Here is a 17,682-nt window from a genome sequence, read left to right on the forward strand (position 1 = left end):
ACTTATTTTTCCTTCAATACACTATGTAATCGATCCGGATAATTTGTAAACATTCCTGTAGCACCCCATTTGATTAACAGTCTCATATCTGGTTTCTCATTAATTGTATAAGGGTGAATTAACAGTCCATTTTTCCTAGCCATTTTCATATATGACTCATCAATAATTAGTTCCCCGTTATCATTACGTAAGTTTGGTCCAATACCAGCTGCATACTTTTTAATTTCTTGAAAATCATCATTTGTTACACTTTTCGGTTCATGTGTAATGCCAGACCATTCAACAATTTCATTGTTTTCATTTGGATAATACCAAAGCAATTGAACTAACGGAATATTTTCATTCATACTATGAATCTTTTTCAAACTATCTTTACTAAATGATTGAATCATAACACGGCTAGAAGACATGTTTTGGCCTACTAAATTATATTTTTGTAACAACGCCAACAATTTCTCTTCCATTCCTGGATACACATCTGGTGATTTTGTTTCAATATAATACTTCATACTTCTTCCATACTTTTGGAAGATTTCTTCAAGAGTTGGAACCTTTTGCCCAACATACTCTTGCTTAGCCTTTTCTGGATACGCTTTATTAAACCATGATCCTGCATCTAAACTCTTTATTTCACTTAACGTTTTATCGCGTACTTCGCCTGTTCCATTTGTAGTGCGATCAACTGCTGTATCATGCATTGCAATTAATTGGCCATCCTTTGTTAATTGAATGTCTAACTCTAAATAATCCGCTTTCATTTTTTTCACTAAATCATAAGAAGCAAAAGTATGCTCAGGTGCATGTCCACTTGCTCCGCGATGTGCAATATTTAAAAACTTATTCGTATTCCATTCATGCTTTCCTTCTGCTTTCGCATGAACAGCTCCCCCAGCAAAGATACTTCCAGTCATAAAGAAAATAACTAAAACGCTAATAATCTTTCTCATTCTTCTAACCCTTCCTACGTTGCAAATTTCAACAAGCTAATGAGATTTACACGAAACAGAAGACACACTTTCAATATTTTTATAAACCTATATTAAAATTCCAATCTTACAAATATACTTTCTCTATATTATTAATATAGAAAACTAGTATTATCCTATTTAATTTCTATAGCCCTCCTTTTCACATGTAACTCCCTATTTTGTACGGTTCATTCAATAAAAAAAGCCATAAATTATTTAGGCTACACTCCTGTATCCCTAAATAAATTTATGGCTTTTCTCAAATATCTCCGGCCTCTATTAACTTGTCGAATTTAATCATATCAAACCTATTGAAATTTGTGAATATTTTTTTCAGTGCAGTGAAGCACATAAAACAATATTTCCGTAGTTACTTAAAAATCACATAATAAATTTCCCATTACCTCGTCCAATACTATATCTGGATTTACTACCGCTTTTTCTGAACGCCATCCTATAAAGCCATCTGGTCTAATTAATACAGCACCTCCATTCTCTATACCATATAATTTGCTAAAAATATCTTCTGGAGCAATAAAGTCTCCACTTAAGCCAACACGATACCCTTTTATATTTATTCCTAATTTAGCTGAAACAGTATGTGCTGCCTCAGCCCAAGAACTATTTTCTACTCCTGTAAGTAATACAAAACTGTTACCGAATAAGTCTAATGTAGAAACTTTCTTCCCTTCATACGTTCCCCATAAATGTGGCGCTCGCGTTCCAGGTCTTCCGTTCAACTCTATGCTATCCATTCTATGTGGAGTGACTGAATTATTTATAATTGCCTCTGAACAATACTGATATCCAACTGTAACAGCTAAACCATCCATATTATTCAAACTGCCTTCCTCTCTATTCGCAGCACGAAACAGTAAACTACTTGCATAAGCTGTCGTTAATTTTGCAACAGAGTGTCTCTCTTCATGATATGTTTCTAACAATTTTGGTTTTGCCTTCCCTTTTATAACAGCCGCTAATTTCCAAGCTAAGTTATGCGCATCTTGTATTCCTGTATTTGAACCAAATCCGCCTGTTGGCGGCATAATATGTGCTGAATCTCCAACTAGAAAGACTCGATTTCCTTGAAATTTCATTGCTGTACTTTCGGCCGCTTCCCACGGTAAAACACTTAATATTTCTGACTCAACATTTGTACTTCCAATTGCTATTTCAATAATTTGTTTACAACGTTCCATCGTGAAATCCTCTGGTCCCTCTCCTTTTAATGGATCGTAGGCTACATGGTAAATCCATTTTTTTACGTTATCTACTGAGATCAGTGCACCAAGAACCTCTGGATGAAGTACCATAGAAAAACCGAATGCGTCTCCTTGTATAAACTCACTTAAGTCTGCTTCAAAATAAATATTCATATAATAGCCACCAATGGTTCCACGCCCCTCAGTTTTAATCCCTAACTGCTCACGTATTTTACTTTTCGCTCCATCTGCTGCAATTACATAGTCACAATGTATGACACTTTCTTTTTCTGTTTCACGATTTCGAATCTTTGCTTTTACCCCGTTTTCATTTTGTTCAAATGAAACTAATTCATGATAAAAAGATAGTTGCCCGCCTAATGTTTTCGCTTCTTGTAACATCATCTCTTCTAAAATAATTTGATAACATGCAGTTTGTTTTGATGGACTAATCTTTTCTATTTTTTGAAGTAACTCTTCATCGTTTCCGTATTGTGTCGCTCTCATTTGTTCCAATTCTTCTTTATTCGCCTCAGCTATTGTATGAACCGCTATTCTTCCTCGGCAGTTCTCTAATGCTTTACCTGCCAATTTAATTCTTTTTTCCAAGCCTAATTCTCGAAATAACTCCATTGTACGTAAAGTAAGACCGCCTGCTTTCGGATGAATGGCAGTAGAGGGATGCCTTTCAATAAGTAAGTACTCAATGTTATGTTTTGCAAGAAATAACGCAGACGCTAACCCAGATAATCCCCCTCCAACAATTAAAACTGGTACATAATTCGATTTCATATATTTCCCCTCCAAATCATTGTTCTGAGCTCAGTGACATAAATATAATCAAAAAAACATTAAAATATAGACTTATATTTCATTTTGAATTATCATATAGATAGATTACGCCCCAAAATTCCTTTTACCTTTTCATACATCTATAATCCACCTGAATTGTGTCTGTATGAAAGTGTAAAACAAAAGAATGTACTTTACGTTGAACCATGTTCTATCGTAAAATTCAAAAATAATACAAACATTATAAGCGGTCGTAACCTTATGGATTATATAAGGTTACGACCGCTTATTTTATTGTTACATCATTTTTTGTTTTTAAAACCTCATCTATTGTGTTATGTAGTCCTTCCAATCCCTTTTCTATCTCCCTATAATTTTCAACAATAAAAAATTCATTCGTCTCGATTTTCTTTCTCAATATTGCACCTCATACAACAATCATGTAGCATTACCGTATCGAAGTAATGGTTCATCATCTTAAACCTTTCGACTAATTACCTGGAGGCAAAGTGATTGAAATGAATAAACAAGAACAATTAAATATTATAAAGAAAGATTTTATTGATTCTCAAAAAGTATTATTGGCAATTGGTGATGAAACGCGTCAAGCTATTTTATTAGTACTAATGGAAACGGAATGTCAAACAGGATTACGTGTAGGAGAAATCACGAAGCAAACACACCTTTCCCGTCCAGCAGTATCACATCACCTTAAGATTTTACGAGAAGCTGGCATTATTTTAATGAGAAAAGAAGGTACAAAGAATTTTTATTATATTGATATACGTACAAAATTAGGTTTATTAAAAAATCTTGTATTAGATATTGAGAAGCTATTGCAAAACTTTTATTAAAACTTGGAGGTATAAGAAATGAAAGCAATGATAATTGATAGATATGGAAAAGTCCCAATGCGTATGGCAGAGGTACCTACTCCTGAAATTAATGAGTATGAAGTGCTCGCAGAAATTCATGCAGCTAGTATTAACCCAATTGATTTTAAAATACGTGATGGAAAAGTTAAAATGTTACTGAAATATGAAATGCCTCTAATCCTTGGGAATGACTTTTCCGGTGTCATCACGAAGGTTGGATCAAAAGTGACTCGTTTTAAAGTCGGTGATGAAATATATGCTCGTCCAAGAAAAAATAAGATTGGTACTTTCGCGGAGTATATAGACATTCATGAAGATGCTATTGCTTTAAAACCAAAAAATCTAAGTTTTGAGGAAGCGGCTTCGATTCCACTCGTTGGCTTAACTTCCTATCAAGCTTTACATGACATCATGCAATTACAAAAAGGACAAAAGATTTTAATTCACGCTGGATCCGGTGGTGTTGGTACTTTCGCTATTCAGCTAGCAAAAATAATGGGTGCTACTGTTACAACGACTGCTAGTGAAGCTGGTGCAAATTTAGTAACGTCTCTTGGCGCAGATGAAATTATTAATTACAAAACAGAAAAATTTGAAGATATACTAAAAAATTATGATGCGGTATTTGATACAATCGGCGGTGCAACACTTGAAAAATCATTCAATATTATAAAAAGCGGAGGAAACATTGTTTCCGTTTCAGGTATGCCGAATGCTCGCTTCGGTAAAGAATTTGGTTCAGGATTCTTTAAAACTCTCTTATTTTCATTAGCCAGTAAAAAACTTACTGCACTTGAAAAAAAGCATAATGCTCAATATTCATTTTTATTTATGAAGCCAAGCGGGGATCAATTACGTACTATCGCAAACTATATTGAAGCCGGAAAAATCAAACCGGTAATCGATCGAGTTTTCCCTTTTGAAGATGCGCAAAAAGCAATGGAATATTCAGAGTCTGGAAGGGCAAAAGGAAAAATAATTGTAAAAATTAAATAATAATAAAACCTCCATTTTTAAAAATGGAGGTTTTAAATTTGCTGTTAAATAGACATAGTGCAATGAAGTCCTTACAATAGATTGCAAGGGGAAATATTATATTATACTTTTAGTTAACTTTACAAAGAATACATACGTACAAATACATAACTGAAAATACAAAAAGGAGGAGATACAATGACTAAAAATAATGAAACAGGTTGGAATTTAGATAATAGTTATACGACTTTACCACAATCATTTTATACCGAAATCCCCCCTACTCCCGTAAGTTCACCGGAGTTAGTTAAACTAAACCATTCATTAGCGATATCTCTTGGCTTGACCCCTGAAGAACTGAAAAAGGAAGCTGAAATTGCTATTTTCGCTGGTAATGCACTCCCAGAAGGAGCTCATCCATTAGCTCAAGCATATGCTGGCCATCAATTCGGACATTTTAATATGTTAGGCGACGGTCGTGCTCTTTTAATTGGCGAACAAATTACTCCTTCAGGTGAGCGTTTCGATATTCAACTGAAAGGTTCTGGCCCTACTCCCTATTCACGCCGAGGAGATGGCCGTGCTGCACTCGGTCCGATGCTACGTGAATATATTATTAGCGAAGCAATGTATGCACTCGATATTCCAACTACCCGCAGTTTAGCAGTTGTCACAACCGGTGAACCAACCTATCGTGAAACAAAGTTACCTGGAGCAATTTTAACTAGAGTCGCTAGTAGCCATATTCGCGTCGGTACATTTCAATATGCTGCAGCTCGTGGTTCAATAGAGGACCTGAAATCACTAGCTGACTATACGATAAAAAGGCATTACCCAGAAATTGAATCTCATGAAAACCAATATACTGCATTACTACAAGAAGTCATTAAAAGACAAACCAGTCTTATCGCAAAATGGCAACTTGTTGGATTTATTCACGGCGTAATGAACACTGACAATATAACGATCAGTGGCGAAACAATTGATTACGGTCCTTGTGCATTTATGGACAATTACGACCAAGGAACTGTATTTAGCTCTATTGACACACAAGGTCGTTATGCATATGGAAATCAACCATATATGGCCGCATGGGATCTCGCACGACTAGCTGAATCTTTAATACCAATTCTGCACGAAGATGAAGAAGAAGCATTAAAAATCGCTCAAGACGAAATTTCGAAATTTAGCGTACAGTATGAAAAACAGTGGTTCCTTGGAATGAAAAAGAAATTAGGACTATTTAGCAACGAAGAACAAGATCACTCACTTATTGAGCAACTTTTAAAAATGATGGAGAAATATAAAGCGGATTACACAAATACATTCCGTTCATTAACTCTTGATGCTATCGAAAATACAGCTCTATTTGAAAGTCCTGAATTTAAAGAATGGTACAAACTGTGGCAATCTCGATTAGACAGACAAGAACAATCGAAAGAAAACGCCTACGAGATGATGAAAAATAATAACCCATCAATCATCCCGAGGAACCACCGTGTAGAAGAAGCATTAGAAGCAGCTGTTACAAATGACGACTATAGCGTAATGGAGAAACTTCTTGAAGCTTTATCAAACCCTTATGCGTATTCTACAGATCAAGAAGAATACTGCATTCCACCTGCACCGACGAATCGCCCTTATCGTACTTTTTGTGGCACTTGATTGTTTAATATGTAAAAAGATGCGTTCATATAAATTGTGTGAACGCACCTTTTTTATATCCCCCCACTCAACTAAAACTTTAAAATGCACATCCCCCGATGCCATTTCTTTAGTTCAAAACAAATTCTACACTATTCCAATAGACTTACTCGTAAGCTTGTTAAACAAATATTGAGAAATATAAAACATCATTTCTAAATATTTTTATTTTTGATACTATATTTTATAAGAATATTCAAAAAGTGAGGGGATTTCATGAACGTTCAACTACAAGGTAATGAACAAATTACAAAATTATTTAATGACTGGTATAGAGCTATGTTACAGCATCAAACTACCCATGCAACAAAAATAAAAAAAGATATTGAAAATACCATCTCTAATTCAGAAGAAGATACAAACCTACAATTGTATTATTCACTTTTTAATTTCAGATACAAAATTTTAACAGATGGTTTAAATATTAATAAAGATGATTTTAATAAAATTGATTCTTTCCCACTTCCAGAGAATGGGCTATTTTCTTATTATTATCATTTTTTTAAGGCTATTCACAATACAATTATTGGAAACTACAATGCAGCAAAACACCTTTTCGAGAACGCTAAAAAGCTGCTAATACACGTATCTGACGAACTAGAGAATGCTGAATTTAACTACCGCTTAGCTGCCTATTATTATCAAACATATCAACCACTAGTAGCAATCCAATCTGCAAATGAAGCTAAAGCGATTTTTTCAAAACATATAAACTGTGAAATTAATGTTGCTTTGTGTGATAACATCTTTGGTTTATCTTGTATTGATTTAAAACAGTTTGAACAAGCTGAAATTAGACTTGATTCAGCATTAAATATTCTACAGAAGTATTCAGAGGAGACTTTATCATTAAGAGTACGACATAATTTAGCTTGGCTATATGCAAGTCAAAACCTTTCAGAGTTAGCAATGCGTCATATTTCAGAGGTTACAACTAAGCAACCAAATCACTTTAAAGCACTTTTTGTTGAAGCACGTGAATACTACAAGCTTGGAGAATATACCCAGGCTAAAGAACTTATAAAAAAAGGATTAAACATCTCAAATAAACTAGAAAACAAAGAGTTTCAATATCGTTTCATGATTTTAAGAGAACTAAATAATAAAACTTCTATAAATGATTTAGAAATGATAATTTTGGAAGGAATTTCTTACTTTAAAACAGAAAACCTTTGGGAATGTATACAAGAGTACACTGATGTTCTAGCAAATATGTTTTATGAAAAAGAAGACCATATAAAAGCTAGTCAATACTTTTACATGGCCAATCAAGCAAGAAAAAAACATGAAGAAAAGGGAGCTTTGATATAATGAAAAAGATTAAATTGAGCATCATTGGCTTAGCTGTTATTAGCATCACAACTCTTGGGTTAAGCTTCACCTCAGAAACACCGAAAACACAGTTAGGATATGTAGCATTAAACATTGGGGACACCCCTGCACCACAAAGACCTGACCTTGTTCAATCCGTTGACGTAAGTAAAGACTACAACTCAACAACAACTGAAAAAGCACTTTAAAAAATGAAAGACCTTCAATTAAGAAGGTCTTTTTAAATACGCTTATTTAGAATATCTCCCTTTCATGTAGGCTTTATTTTCTCATCAACTCCGCAATCCTCTTACTCTCCTCACTACCAACTTTCTCAAGTTTCTCCACAACTAAATTCCGTCTCTCTACAGAATGATTTTGACTTAACTTCGCTTTTCCTTCTATTTTATTTATCTTTATTTTGAATCCAACTATTCCCTTACTTAATCCTCCCATATAATTTGAATCTACATCATTAAGTGAGTAGGTGCTCTCTGGATCTTCATATTTATTTACTAAATCTTGAAGAGAATCTACTAATGTCTTCTCATCTTCAACAATTTCTAATTCACCGTATACATGCACTGCAACGTAATTCCATGTTGGTACTGCATTGTTTGTTTCATACCATGACGGAGAGATGTAACTATGTGGTCCTTGAAATATAGCTAGTACTTGCTGAGTCCCAATATCTTTCCACTGTTCATTCGGTCGTGCGAAGTGACCATGTAAAGTAAGGGTCTCCCTATTTAGCAACAACGGCAAGTGCGTTGCATATGGTTCTCCGTTATGTTGAGAAAATAATATCGCAAAGCTATTTTGTTCCATTATTTCGTACTTCATCTCTTCATCTTGTATTGCGAAATATTTTGGTATGTACATAAGCTCCCTCTTTTCCGCTCTTTTCTATTTTATTTCCTATTATATTTAGTAACCGCATCAATCAACAGGGCCAGTTTGTATTTGTTTTATAATGGCAGCTTTCTATTTCAAAACAATAGGCAGCATGTATTCCATGCTGCCTTAGTTTATTTTTTCTAATATATTTGTAATAAATACGGTCTTACCTTCAATATAACTAGATCGATTTTTCGACTCTCTTGCTAACTCTTCCTTCAAGTTTCCATACTCATTAGCGACTTTAGTATGTTCACGAAGGTAATCTCGAAACGCTATATGCCTTCTCAATTCTTCACTATTTTTATCACACACATATAAATGATGTTCCATCCAAACTGTATTTCCCTCGTTCCATGGAACGAACGTATCCTTTCTTCCAAACGCCTCTCTTCCTTTAAAGCTCCATTCTAACTGATGATAGTACCCTATCTTCTCAAGTTTTTTTACTACCTCATGAAAAATTTCGTACTCTTCTATTACAACATCAATATCTAGTATTGGTTTTGATGCAAGCCCTTTAACAGATGTACTCCCGACATGTTCAATGGATAAAATGCTGTCTTCCATCACATCGTTAATGAGAGTTTGTAGCTTATTAAATTCACTTTCCCATTTGATGTTATATTCTTCGATAGTAATTCTCTGTTTCAACGTATCCCTCTCCTCAAAAGCAATTATAATCTTTGAATATGAGTATCCTTAAAATCCGTCTCATATTTCAATCCATATCCAAACATTCGATCCATTCCAATATGTGCTGTCCATATTAAGCCAATCATTATAACGGTATCTATCTTAAAATAGACACCTATTAGAACAATTAATATGGATATGATATATGTATGACATACGTTATATATTTTCGCACCAACGTGATTATTGATCCCATACGCTAACATGGATAAATCCGGCGCTAAAAGGAATACAAAAAATATAATCCAACTAAACTCATATATTGAATACATATAAATCGTGGCTAAAAATACAACCATTCCTTCAAAATGTACAATACGTTTTTGCATTATTTATCATTCCTATTTTTCTATATTTATTGATACATTTTCATCGCTGAAAGTGTTCTTTGCATTTTTTGACCAGATGGTTGCTAATATTGGCCCTGCAATGTTATGCCATACTGCCGCTAATACACTTGGGAGTGCAGCAGCCGGTCCAAAATGCAAAATACTTTCCAGCTATATTACTTATCGCTTCTAGTACTTTCATCCACTCAGCCCCTATCTTTTAATTGAAACACCTTATTCGGATTCAAAATATTTTGCGGATCAAGAGCTTTCTTTATTTTCTCCATTACAAATAATGCCGCCCCATGTTCTTCTTCTTGATACTTTCGTTTTCCGATTCCAACGCCATGTTCTCCTGTACACGTTCCTCCTCGTTTAAGAGCATACAAAACGATACTTTCGTTTATTTCGTCTGCCTTCTTTACTTCCTCTTTATCATTTGCGTCAATCATTAAGAGTACATGGAAATTCCCATCCCCAACATGACCGAGAATACCACCAATAAGGCCTACTTTATCTAATACCTCTTTCGCATGTTGAATTGCGCCAGCTAATTCCGAAATTGGCACACATACGTCTGTACTCATTAGCTTTTTACCAGGATAACTATGCACGTAAGAGTACGCTAAGTTATGTCTTGCATCCCACAGTTTATTTCTCGCTGCTGTTTCCATCTCAAACGCAATTTCTATACATTTATGATCAAGAACGATTTCTTTCGTAAATTCAATATCTTGCTTTAACCCTGCTTCATTGCCGTGAAACTCTAAAAACAGTGTCGATTCTTCTCTGTAACTTGTTTCATTGTAATAATTTACTTGTTTCATAGATAATTCATCAACGAGTTCAATTCTCGCGATTGGAATACCTGCCTGTAATATGTTAATTACAGCTTCTACTGCATCATTTATAGTTGGAAACGATGCCCTCGCAGCCATAACATGTTCTGGTATACCGTATACTTTTAAAGTTAACTCCGTGAAACATCCAAGTGTTCCTTCTGATCCTACGAAAATACCATTTAAATGATAACCTGATGATGACTTCACCGCTAAATTCCCGGTATGTATTACTCCTCCATCAGCAAGAACGACTTCTAAATCTCGAACTTGATCACGCATTACACCATACTTTACCGCTGTCGTTCCGCTCGCATTTGTAGCAGCCATTCCTCCTAACGTTGCATCAGCTCCTGGGTCTACACTAAAAAATAATCCATACTTTTTCAATTCTTTATTAAGCTGAGAGCGCGTCACCCCTGGCTGTACTCTCACAAGAAAATCCTTTTCTCTTATTTCAAGTATTTTGTTCATAAGAGAAAAGTCCATTGTAATTCCTTTTTCGTAAGGAATTACATGTCCCTCTAAACTGGACCCTACTCCAAATGGAACGACAGCTGTTCCGTGCTGACTCGCTATTTTCATTATCGCGCTAACTTCTTCGGTCGTTTTTGGAAAAACAACTACATCAGGTAAACTACTAACGTGGTAAGATTCATCTTTACTATGTAACTCTCGTACTGTCATATTTATTACTACTCGATCTTCAGGAAGTATGCCTTTTAATTCATTTACTACATATTCAATTGTTATTTCCATAATCAACTCTCCTTTTTAATTTTAAAACAAGTATACCATCTTTATGCAAAATAATTAGAAAAATAAGATTATTTAACCTGAACATACAAAAAAGAACCTGCAGCACACGCTACAAGTTCTTTTTCACTACATTTTAAACGATTTCTTTACTAACAACATAAACCAAATTAAAGTAACTGCCATCAATGAATGAGAAAACCCTACAATATAAGTTAACCCTTTAAAGTCAGCTCCATTTAACTGAAGAAGCCCTCTCGCTGCTAGCGAACCTAACATTAATGTTAATGCAATGTTATGTAAAACAAACCACTTATTAAACCCTTTCACTTCATGAAACGCGAATACTTTTGCTAATCCTAAAGCAATTAAAAAGAAGAAAAAGCCAAGTACAAGTGTATGTGTATGCAAAAGATTTAACAAAGTAGATCCTAAAATCCCTTTATACTTACCATACTCCCTAGCGAAAATCCCTGATAATAAACCGATAATCAAATACGTAAACGATGCATTATATAATTTCTTCATTATGTACCTCCTTGAGTAGAATGTGTAGTGTGTCATATTTAGTAATAATGATAGTTATATAGTAAAAACTCCTAGTCACCTAGGAGTCATTGTATAAGTATCTCACTCTTTACAATCAATCCTAATTATAAAATATCTCTCTATACAAAACAAACGAACTTTATGTGAACAAACACCCCCATTAAAATATGTTGCACTTTTGTTTTACACAATCCATACTAATTGTTATAACTTTTTAAAGGTGGTGTAATAATTGATAGTTCTTGAAACCGAACGTCTTAACCTTCGTTGGTTTGATATAAAAGACGCTCCTTTTATTCTTGAGTTAGTAAACGATCCTGCATGGATTCAGTTTATCGGTGACAAAGGAGTTAGAAACTTAGAAGATGCAAAAAATTATATTGTAAACGGTCCCATCGATATGTATAACAAACTCGGATTTGGCCTTTACTTAGTAGAACGAAAAGAAGATCTCACTCCACTTGGTATGTGTGGCCTTATTAAAAGAGATTCATTAGAAGATGTTGATATCGGATTTGCCTTTTTAGAAACATTCCGTTCAAAAGGATATGGCTACGAGTCAGCTTCTGCGATAATCGAATACGGTGTACAAAAGCTCGGCATGAAACGAATTGTAGCAATTACTTCTATAGATAACATTGCCTCAGGAAAGCTTTTAGAAAAAGTAGGATTACGATTTGAGAAAATCATTTCAGATTCAGGAGAAGATTTAAAATTATTTGGGTATAACGCATAGTAAAGAAGCTCGCCGTGAATGGTGAAGAAGTTAGTTCCGCTGAAAGTGTGTTTGCATAAAAAGAAATGAATTTAATTGATGCTACAAAAATTTTATTTTAAATCAAAAATATGTAAGAAAATAAGCACATCTTGTTATAAAAACAGATGTGCTTATTTTTTAATTTCTATGCATTTTTACGTTTTAAGAAAATCACTCCACCAACTATTAACAGTAATGCTCCTGCAGCTATAGAGATCCAACTTGTAAGATTAGTACCTGTTTGCGGTAACCATCCAATTTTAGATTGAATTTCTTTCTCAGATTGTGGTTGTTCTTTTACTTGCTCGTTAGGTTGCTCTGGTGTTGGCGTATTTTTATCTGAATTTGGCTTTTCTGGTTTAGGTTGTTCCGGCTTTACCTCTTTAAATTTCACTGTTTGTCCCTTATCTTCAATTTCAGCGTGAATAGCTACTAATATATTATCTTGATACAGTTCTTCAAATACTACTACTTCTTTACCTTGTAATGCAGAAGCATTAAATGTGAAATCTAGTGTGATAGAACCATTCTTCTCTTTAGCAGTAAACTTAGATTCTACTGTTACTTCTTTACCATCAACTAATAATGGCTTGTTTGTTGCTTTATCCATTAGTTTACCTTTTACAACGTACTCTTTACCTACAATTAAGTCTTTGTATTCCACTTTATCTTGGATTGTTACAGATTTAGAAGCATCTAACTCTTTAGAACCATCAGCTTTGTTTGTAGCTGTCGTTTTTACTAATGGCTTAACGAACTTAACTGTTTGACCTTTATCATTGATATCAGCATGTGTCGTAACAACTTTTCCGTCTTTCAGTAACTCTTCGAATACTACTACTTCTTTTTCTTCTAAACCAGTTGCATCAAAAGTGAAATCTAGTGTAATAGAACCATTTGCTTCTTTTGGTGTAAACTTCGTTTCAGCTGTTACTTCTTTACCATTTACAACTAATGGTTTATTAGTCTCTTTATTCATTAATTTACCTTTTAAAGTGTATTCTTTACCTACTTGTAGGTCTTTGTATTCCACTTTATCTTGGATTGTTACAGACTTAGACGTGTGCATTTCTTTTGTACCATCTGTTTTATCAGTAGCTGTTGTTTTTATTGAAGGAATCTTTTCATCTTTGACAATGTGTTTAATGATTTGACCATTCTCTTTAATTTCAAAAGAGAACGTTTCTTCATTTAATACATAACCTTTTGGCGCAACAGTTTCTTTATATGTGTATTTTCCAAATGGTAATTTTTCAAATTTAGCGATTCCTTTATCGTCTGTTTTTCCTTTTACTACTTCTTTTCCTGCTTCGTTATAAATCGTAAATTCTGCATTTGGAAGCTTGTTATTTCCATCAGCTACATCTACCTTTGTAATTTCTAGATCACCTTTGATAAGATGATTAACTGCCAATAACTCAATAATCTTCCCATGTTCCTTTATTTCGAACATAATTGGTTCTTTAACAAGAACGTAACCATGTGGAGAAGCCTTTTCTACAAATGAATATTTACCATACGCTAAATCTTTGACGTTAATCTCGCCATTTTTATCTGTCTTATATTCCCCAACTACTTTTCCGCTTGCATCTTTTAGCTCGAATGCTGCACCTTCTAATTTTTTACTAATATCTTCATTATCTACTTTTAGTAATTTTACACTACCTTTCACTTCGGTATTTTCCACTGTAAAAGTAAGTGTTTTATTGTGCTCTTTAATTTCAAAAGGATACTTTGTTTTATTTCCAATATATCCATTAGGTGTTTTTGTCTCTAAGAAATAATATTTACCATACGTAAGACCTTCAACGTTTGCAATTCCATTTTCTTTTGTTACTACTTTTTGCACTTCTTTTCCATCTTCAGTGAAGACTGTGAATTCAACATTTGGTAAAATCTTTCCTGAATCACTAAGCTTTTTAATTTCGATGCTACCTTTTACTTTGTTATTTACTATTTGGACAGCTCCTGTTTCTCCTGTCTTAACTTCAATAGTTTGTGGTTTATCATCTGAAACATAGCCTGTTGGTGCTTTAATTTCTTTTAATGTGTAAGTACCAATTGGTAAGTTGTTTAATTCTGCCATACCATCAGCACCAGTCGTGATTTTTCCGACTGATTCATTATTTGCATTAAAGACCTCAAATACTGCACCAGCTAAAACTTCTCCATTTTCTCCAACCTTTTTAATTTTTAAAGAACCAGCTGCTTCCCAATTTACTGCAAGATCACTACTAAGCTTTTCTTCATTTCTCTCTAATAGTACTGTAGCATTCTGAACAGTATCCGTACCACGGTAAGCAATTGCTTGAACTTTAGTTAAATTAGCAGCTACACTTAAATTAAATTCACCCGTTTTTGTATTCTTAGGAATTTGGATACGAAATTTTTCTCCAACTGAAAGCTGATCTTTCACTTCTCCATTTTCACTAACAATTCTAACTCCATTAGGTGCATTTTTCGCTACTACCTTATAAGAACCACTCTTAGCATTTGTTTGTACTGAATATAGATTTGTTTCGAAGAATTCACCCTTTAATTCTGCTTTTTGCTTTTCAGCAGGAATCACATTCATAAAAACATCTTGAGTCTCTTCACTATTATTAGCATTACTAATAATAGCCTTAGCTGCTTTTTCAACATTTTTATTCTCATGTTTTAATTCATTTACATCGAGTTGACCTAATGCATTCCAAACCGCAAGTTGCGTTGCATAATGCGCTTCATTTTTATTAGCTACTCCCAGCTGTTCAGCACTTTTTTGCGGGAAACCATTTAATAAGACTCTATATACTACATTATCTGTTTTCCCCATTTCAGGAAGATCTTCACCATTTGGTGATTTTAATCCAAGGGTTAAGCAATAAGCAATTTGACCACTTGAATTTTTAATCATTTCAGTGCGAATGTACTTACCTAGACTATTACTATAACTCCAGTCCATTGAATATTTCTCATGCGTCATAACCTCTGCACTAGCCCTAGGTAAAAATACATTAAGGAATAATGCCAGTACTGATAATAATGTAAAAACTCTTATAATGACTCTCTTACCCAATTTTGTAACCTCCCTAGAATAAATTAATCCGAGTGTATATCGCAATATCTAAAACATTCACGATCGACCCATTTATCATTATAAAACAATAAATTACAAATATTAAATAATTTTAATAAAATAGTCAAAAAATTTACACATTTTATTATTTATCAAGTTTTTTAACGAATTTACTATATACAAATTCTAAAACACGCCTACAATTTAAAAGACAAATATGTATGTTAAATATATAAATAGCAATTCCTTTACTCCAGTTATTAAGCTTTCCCCTATTAAAAAAATATCCTCTTCATTTTCTTGTTAACCTGAGTAACTTATACACCTCTTCTAATCTATTACACTCCTCCATTTAAATATAAAGGTGACTTCTCGTTCAAAGAATAAAGTGAAACTTTAATCCTCCCGATTCCCCTCTAACTTCTTTGCTTTCATTGAATTTTTGGGCGGGAGTCTTACTGCCCAAAAATAGCGGGATACATTATGCAATATTGCATTTGATAATCACTTTCATTGTAACTATAATGATTACAGTATTACTATTAATCCAATATTCTACATGGAGGTTTTATTATGTTTAAAAAAATTATTGTATCTTCTATGGCGCTTACTATGTTCGGTGGAGCTGCAACTATGCTAGAGGCACCTACTGCTCAAGCAGCTTCTTATAACTCAACGTCATCCTCTTACTTTGATGTCACTCCTGAAGAGGCCGTGGCTTTCTATCAATCTCAAGACTATAAAAAATTAAAAGTATTTTTGGATGACTTTGAAGCAAGAAACCCTTATACTCCAGGTGGAGGCTACGCTCAAGGGAGTGTACGTATGCAAAAATTCAACGATGCTCTTAGAGATGCAAAATTAACAAATGTCTATCAAGAATTTATTAGAATCTCATACTACAATCATTATCCAGAACCAAAATAATAACAACGGATTAAATGTTTATTATTTCTATAACTTAGCCTAATTTTAAATGTATAACCTAAAAATAATTACTAAAACCACTCATATAAGGGTGGTTTTTCTATTTCCCCATATAATTTAGCGGAATGTTACATCATCTTTATTTTAATATGTTTTATAGTAGACATTCTCTAGTTGACACAATCTAGTAGGTTAGCAATGGGAATATCAAAATATATTTATAATTATTTTCTGTTTAATAGCAAAAAACGAACACCCTCTCACAATTAGATAAGGTGCTCGTTTTCATTTTTATCGGTAATTCTCAATTCACTTTAGCTTCTTTCCAATAAGTAAAGATTAAATTAACTTAAAAACAAAGCGTTTTAAATTTAATTCATAGATCTTACTGAAACTTGGAATTGCCCCTTAGAACCATCATCATTTGAAACGTAAATTTTATATGTTCCATTCGGCAATGGAGATAAAGCATTCCGTACATTTGTAACATTAATTTGTTGTTCTCCAGGTTTTATATAACCACCAACAATTAGCTCTGTATTTGGACCTTTTACACTATATCCCATTGTATTTTGACCATTATTTTTCATAGAAAAGCTTAAGTCAGTACTCCCATCATATACGAAAGAAGTTACAGCCTCGCCACTATAATCCATTGTTTGGGTTAATAATAAGTCTGCAGAAACATGTTCAACTACATGAATTGGATCATTCGTTTTGTGTACTTCTTCAGCATAAGTATTATTCCCTAACACACCAAGTGTTAATGCTGAAACTACTCCACAACTAAGCACTAGTTTATTTAACTTCATTTTAAGTTCCCCCTTGATGTTTGTATTCTATTACCATCATACATCCTTTTTTAAGTGCGTTTTTATGTAATAATTCATATCTATAAACCTATATATTTTAACTTTCCGCCTTAATAGTTATTGAGAAAGCCACATAGATAAAGCTACAATATTACACTTCATAAAAAACTTATAAATTTTAAAATCTTTTTCTAACAAAGTTTTATACGAGGAAGTACCAAAATACTCAAATAAA

General features: G+C 33.6%; 17 protein-coding genes and 1 pseudogene. 7 read left to right on the forward strand and 11 right to left on the reverse strand.

What is annotated here, in order from left to right; all coding sequences use genetic code 11:
• Positions 1-2 precede the first annotated feature (2 nt).
• The 3 genes from MR136_RS07325 to MR136_RS28415 all read right to left on the reverse strand — a co-directional run bounded on the left by MR136_RS07325 (position 3) and on the right by MR136_RS28415 (position 3,380).
• Complete coding sequence (locus MR136_RS07325) at positions 3-947, reverse strand: glycerophosphodiester phosphodiesterase (RefSeq protein ID WP_001226340.1); 945 nt, start codon at positions 945-947, stop codon at positions 3-5.
• 395 nt (positions 948-1,342) lie between these two features.
• On the reverse strand, positions 1,343-2,962 hold the full coding sequence (locus MR136_RS07330; protein ID WP_017673137.1) for an FAD-dependent oxidoreductase: 1,620 nt from the start codon (positions 2,960-2,962) through the stop codon (positions 1,343-1,345).
• A gap of 286 nt (positions 2,963-3,248) precedes the next feature.
• On the reverse strand, positions 3,249-3,380 hold the full coding sequence (locus MR136_RS28415) for a hypothetical protein (protein WP_001227549.1): 132 nt from the start codon (positions 3,378-3,380) through the stop codon (positions 3,249-3,251).
• Positions 3,381-3,471: 91 nt separating this feature from the next.
• Between MR136_RS28415 and MR136_RS07335 the strand changes: the two genes are divergently transcribed.
• The 5 genes from MR136_RS07335 (at position 3,472) to MR136_RS07355 (ending at position 8,036) form a co-directional block, all read left to right on the forward strand.
• Complete coding sequence (locus tag MR136_RS07335; protein ID WP_000571870.1) at positions 3,472-3,816, forward strand: ArsR/SmtB family transcription factor; 345 nt, start codon at positions 3,472-3,474, stop codon at positions 3,814-3,816.
• An 18-nt stretch (positions 3,817-3,834) separates the two neighbouring features.
• Positions 3,835-4,833 (forward strand): NADP-dependent oxidoreductase, encoded by a 999-nt coding sequence (locus MR136_RS07340; RefSeq protein ID WP_242259298.1) that lies wholly within the window; start codon positions 3,835-3,837, stop codon positions 4,831-4,833.
• A 177-nt stretch (positions 4,834-5,010) separates the two neighbouring features.
• On the forward strand, positions 5,011-6,477 hold the full coding sequence (locus MR136_RS07345) for a protein adenylyltransferase SelO (protein WP_242259299.1): 1,467 nt from the start codon (positions 5,011-5,013) through the stop codon (positions 6,475-6,477).
• 255 nt (positions 6,478-6,732) lie between these two features.
• Complete coding sequence (locus tag MR136_RS07350; RefSeq protein ID WP_016125000.1) at positions 6,733-7,827, forward strand: response regulator aspartate phosphatase; 1,095 nt, start codon at positions 6,733-6,735, stop codon at positions 7,825-7,827.
• The gene (locus tag MR136_RS07355) at positions 7,827-8,036 is read left to right on the forward strand and encodes a hypothetical protein (protein WP_000721431.1); all 210 of its coding nucleotides are present in this window, start codon (positions 7,827-7,829) and stop codon (positions 8,034-8,036) included. The genes MR136_RS07350 and MR136_RS07355 overlap by 1 nt, the downstream gene beginning before the upstream one ends.
• A gap of 73 nt (positions 8,037-8,109) precedes the next feature.
• Here MR136_RS07355 and MR136_RS07360 read toward each other — a convergent pair whose 3' ends face one another.
• The 6 genes and pseudogenes from MR136_RS07360 to MR136_RS07385 all read right to left on the reverse strand — a co-directional run bounded on the left by MR136_RS07360 (position 8,110) and on the right by MR136_RS07385 (position 11,872).
• Positions 8,110-8,709, reverse strand: a complete 600-nt coding sequence (locus MR136_RS07360) for an FMN-binding negative transcriptional regulator (protein ID WP_242259300.1) — start codon at positions 8,707-8,709, stop codon at positions 8,110-8,112.
• Positions 8,710-8,850: 141 nt separating this feature from the next.
• Positions 8,851-9,378: a GrpB family protein gene (locus MR136_RS07365; RefSeq protein WP_242259301.1), complete on the reverse strand. Its 528-nt coding sequence runs from the start codon at positions 9,376-9,378 to the stop codon at positions 8,851-8,853.
• A gap of 23 nt (positions 9,379-9,401) precedes the next feature.
• On the reverse strand, positions 9,402-9,749 hold the full coding sequence (locus MR136_RS07370; RefSeq protein WP_001172063.1) for a DUF4260 domain-containing protein: 348 nt from the start codon (positions 9,747-9,749) through the stop codon (positions 9,402-9,404).
• Positions 9,750-9,761: 12 nt separating this feature from the next.
• Positions 9,762-9,905, reverse strand: a pseudogene (locus tag MR136_RS07375) (bile acid:sodium symporter family protein); the annotation flags it as partial.
• Between the two features lie 50 nt (positions 9,906-9,955).
• On the reverse strand, positions 9,956-11,347 hold the full coding sequence (locus MR136_RS07380) for an FAD-binding oxidoreductase (protein ID WP_242259302.1): 1,392 nt from the start codon (positions 11,345-11,347) through the stop codon (positions 9,956-9,958).
• A 126-nt stretch (positions 11,348-11,473) separates the two neighbouring features.
• Positions 11,474-11,872, reverse strand: coding sequence for a DUF2871 family protein (locus tag MR136_RS07385; RefSeq protein WP_000737893.1), 399 nt, complete (start codon positions 11,870-11,872; stop codon positions 11,474-11,476).
• Positions 11,873-12,125: 253 nt separating this feature from the next.
• Between MR136_RS07385 and MR136_RS07390 the strand changes: the two genes are divergently transcribed.
• Complete coding sequence (locus tag MR136_RS07390) at positions 12,126-12,629, forward strand: GNAT family N-acetyltransferase (protein WP_017673140.1); 504 nt, start codon at positions 12,126-12,128, stop codon at positions 12,627-12,629.
• 166 nt (positions 12,630-12,795) lie between these two features.
• On the opposite strand, the gene MR136_RS07395 is transcribed toward MR136_RS07390, so the two are convergent.
• Positions 12,796-15,708, reverse strand: a complete 2,913-nt coding sequence (locus tag MR136_RS07395) for a VaFE repeat-containing surface-anchored protein (RefSeq protein ID WP_061457554.1) — start codon at positions 15,706-15,708, stop codon at positions 12,796-12,798.
• A 573-nt stretch (positions 15,709-16,281) separates the two neighbouring features.
• Between MR136_RS07395 and MR136_RS07400 the strand changes: the two genes are divergently transcribed.
• Positions 16,282-16,635, forward strand: coding sequence for a hypothetical protein (locus MR136_RS07400; RefSeq protein WP_000473483.1), 354 nt, complete (start codon positions 16,282-16,284; stop codon positions 16,633-16,635).
• 371 nt (positions 16,636-17,006) lie between these two features.
• On the opposite strand, the gene MR136_RS07405 is transcribed toward MR136_RS07400, so the two are convergent.
• Positions 17,007-17,447 (reverse strand): hypothetical protein, encoded by a 441-nt coding sequence (locus MR136_RS07405; protein ID WP_000773522.1) that lies wholly within the window; start codon positions 17,445-17,447, stop codon positions 17,007-17,009.
• Positions 17,448-17,682 lie beyond the last annotated feature (235 nt).

The organism is Bacillus cereus group sp. BfR-BA-01311 (assembly GCF_022664295.1).
GTDB lineage: Bacteria > Bacillota > Bacilli > Bacillales > Bacillaceae_G > Bacillus_A > Bacillus_A cereus.

Coding starts and splice junctions, on each gene's coding strand:
- MR136_RS07355 (WP_000721431.1), top strand. CDS start 7,827: ATGAAAAAGATTAAATTGAGCATCATTGGCTTAGCTGTTATTAGCATC.
- MR136_RS07380 (WP_242259302.1), bottom strand. CDS start 11,347: ATGGAAATAACAATTGAATATGTAGTAAATGAATTAAAAGGCATACTT.
- MR136_RS07325 (WP_001226340.1), bottom strand. CDS start 947: ATGAGAAAGATTATTAGCGTTTTAGTTATTTTCTTTATGACTGGAAGT.
- MR136_RS07400 (WP_000473483.1), top strand. CDS start 16,282: ATGTTTAAAAAAATTATTGTATCTTCTATGGCGCTTACTATGTTCGGT.
- MR136_RS07370 (WP_001172063.1), bottom strand. CDS start 9,749: ATGCAAAAACGTATTGTACATTTTGAAGGAATGGTTGTATTTTTAGCC.
- MR136_RS07330 (WP_017673137.1), bottom strand. CDS start 2,962: ATGAAATCGAATTATGTACCAGTTTTAATTGTTGGAGGGGGATTATCT.
- MR136_RS07360 (WP_242259300.1), bottom strand. CDS start 8,709: ATGTACATACCAAAATATTTCGCAATACAAGATGAAGAGATGAAGTAC.
- MR136_RS07340 (WP_242259298.1), top strand. CDS start 3,835: ATGAAAGCAATGATAATTGATAGATATGGAAAAGTCCCAATGCGTATG.
- MR136_RS07405 (WP_000773522.1), bottom strand. CDS start 17,447: ATGAAGTTAAATAAACTAGTGCTTAGTTGTGGAGTAGTTTCAGCATTA.
- MR136_RS07385 (WP_000737893.1), bottom strand. CDS start 11,872: ATGAAGAAATTATATAATGCATCGTTTACGTATTTGATTATCGGTTTA.
- MR136_RS07350 (WP_016125000.1), top strand. CDS start 6,733: ATGAACGTTCAACTACAAGGTAATGAACAAATTACAAAATTATTTAAT.
- MR136_RS07345 (WP_242259299.1), top strand. CDS start 5,011: ATGACTAAAAATAATGAAACAGGTTGGAATTTAGATAATAGTTATACG.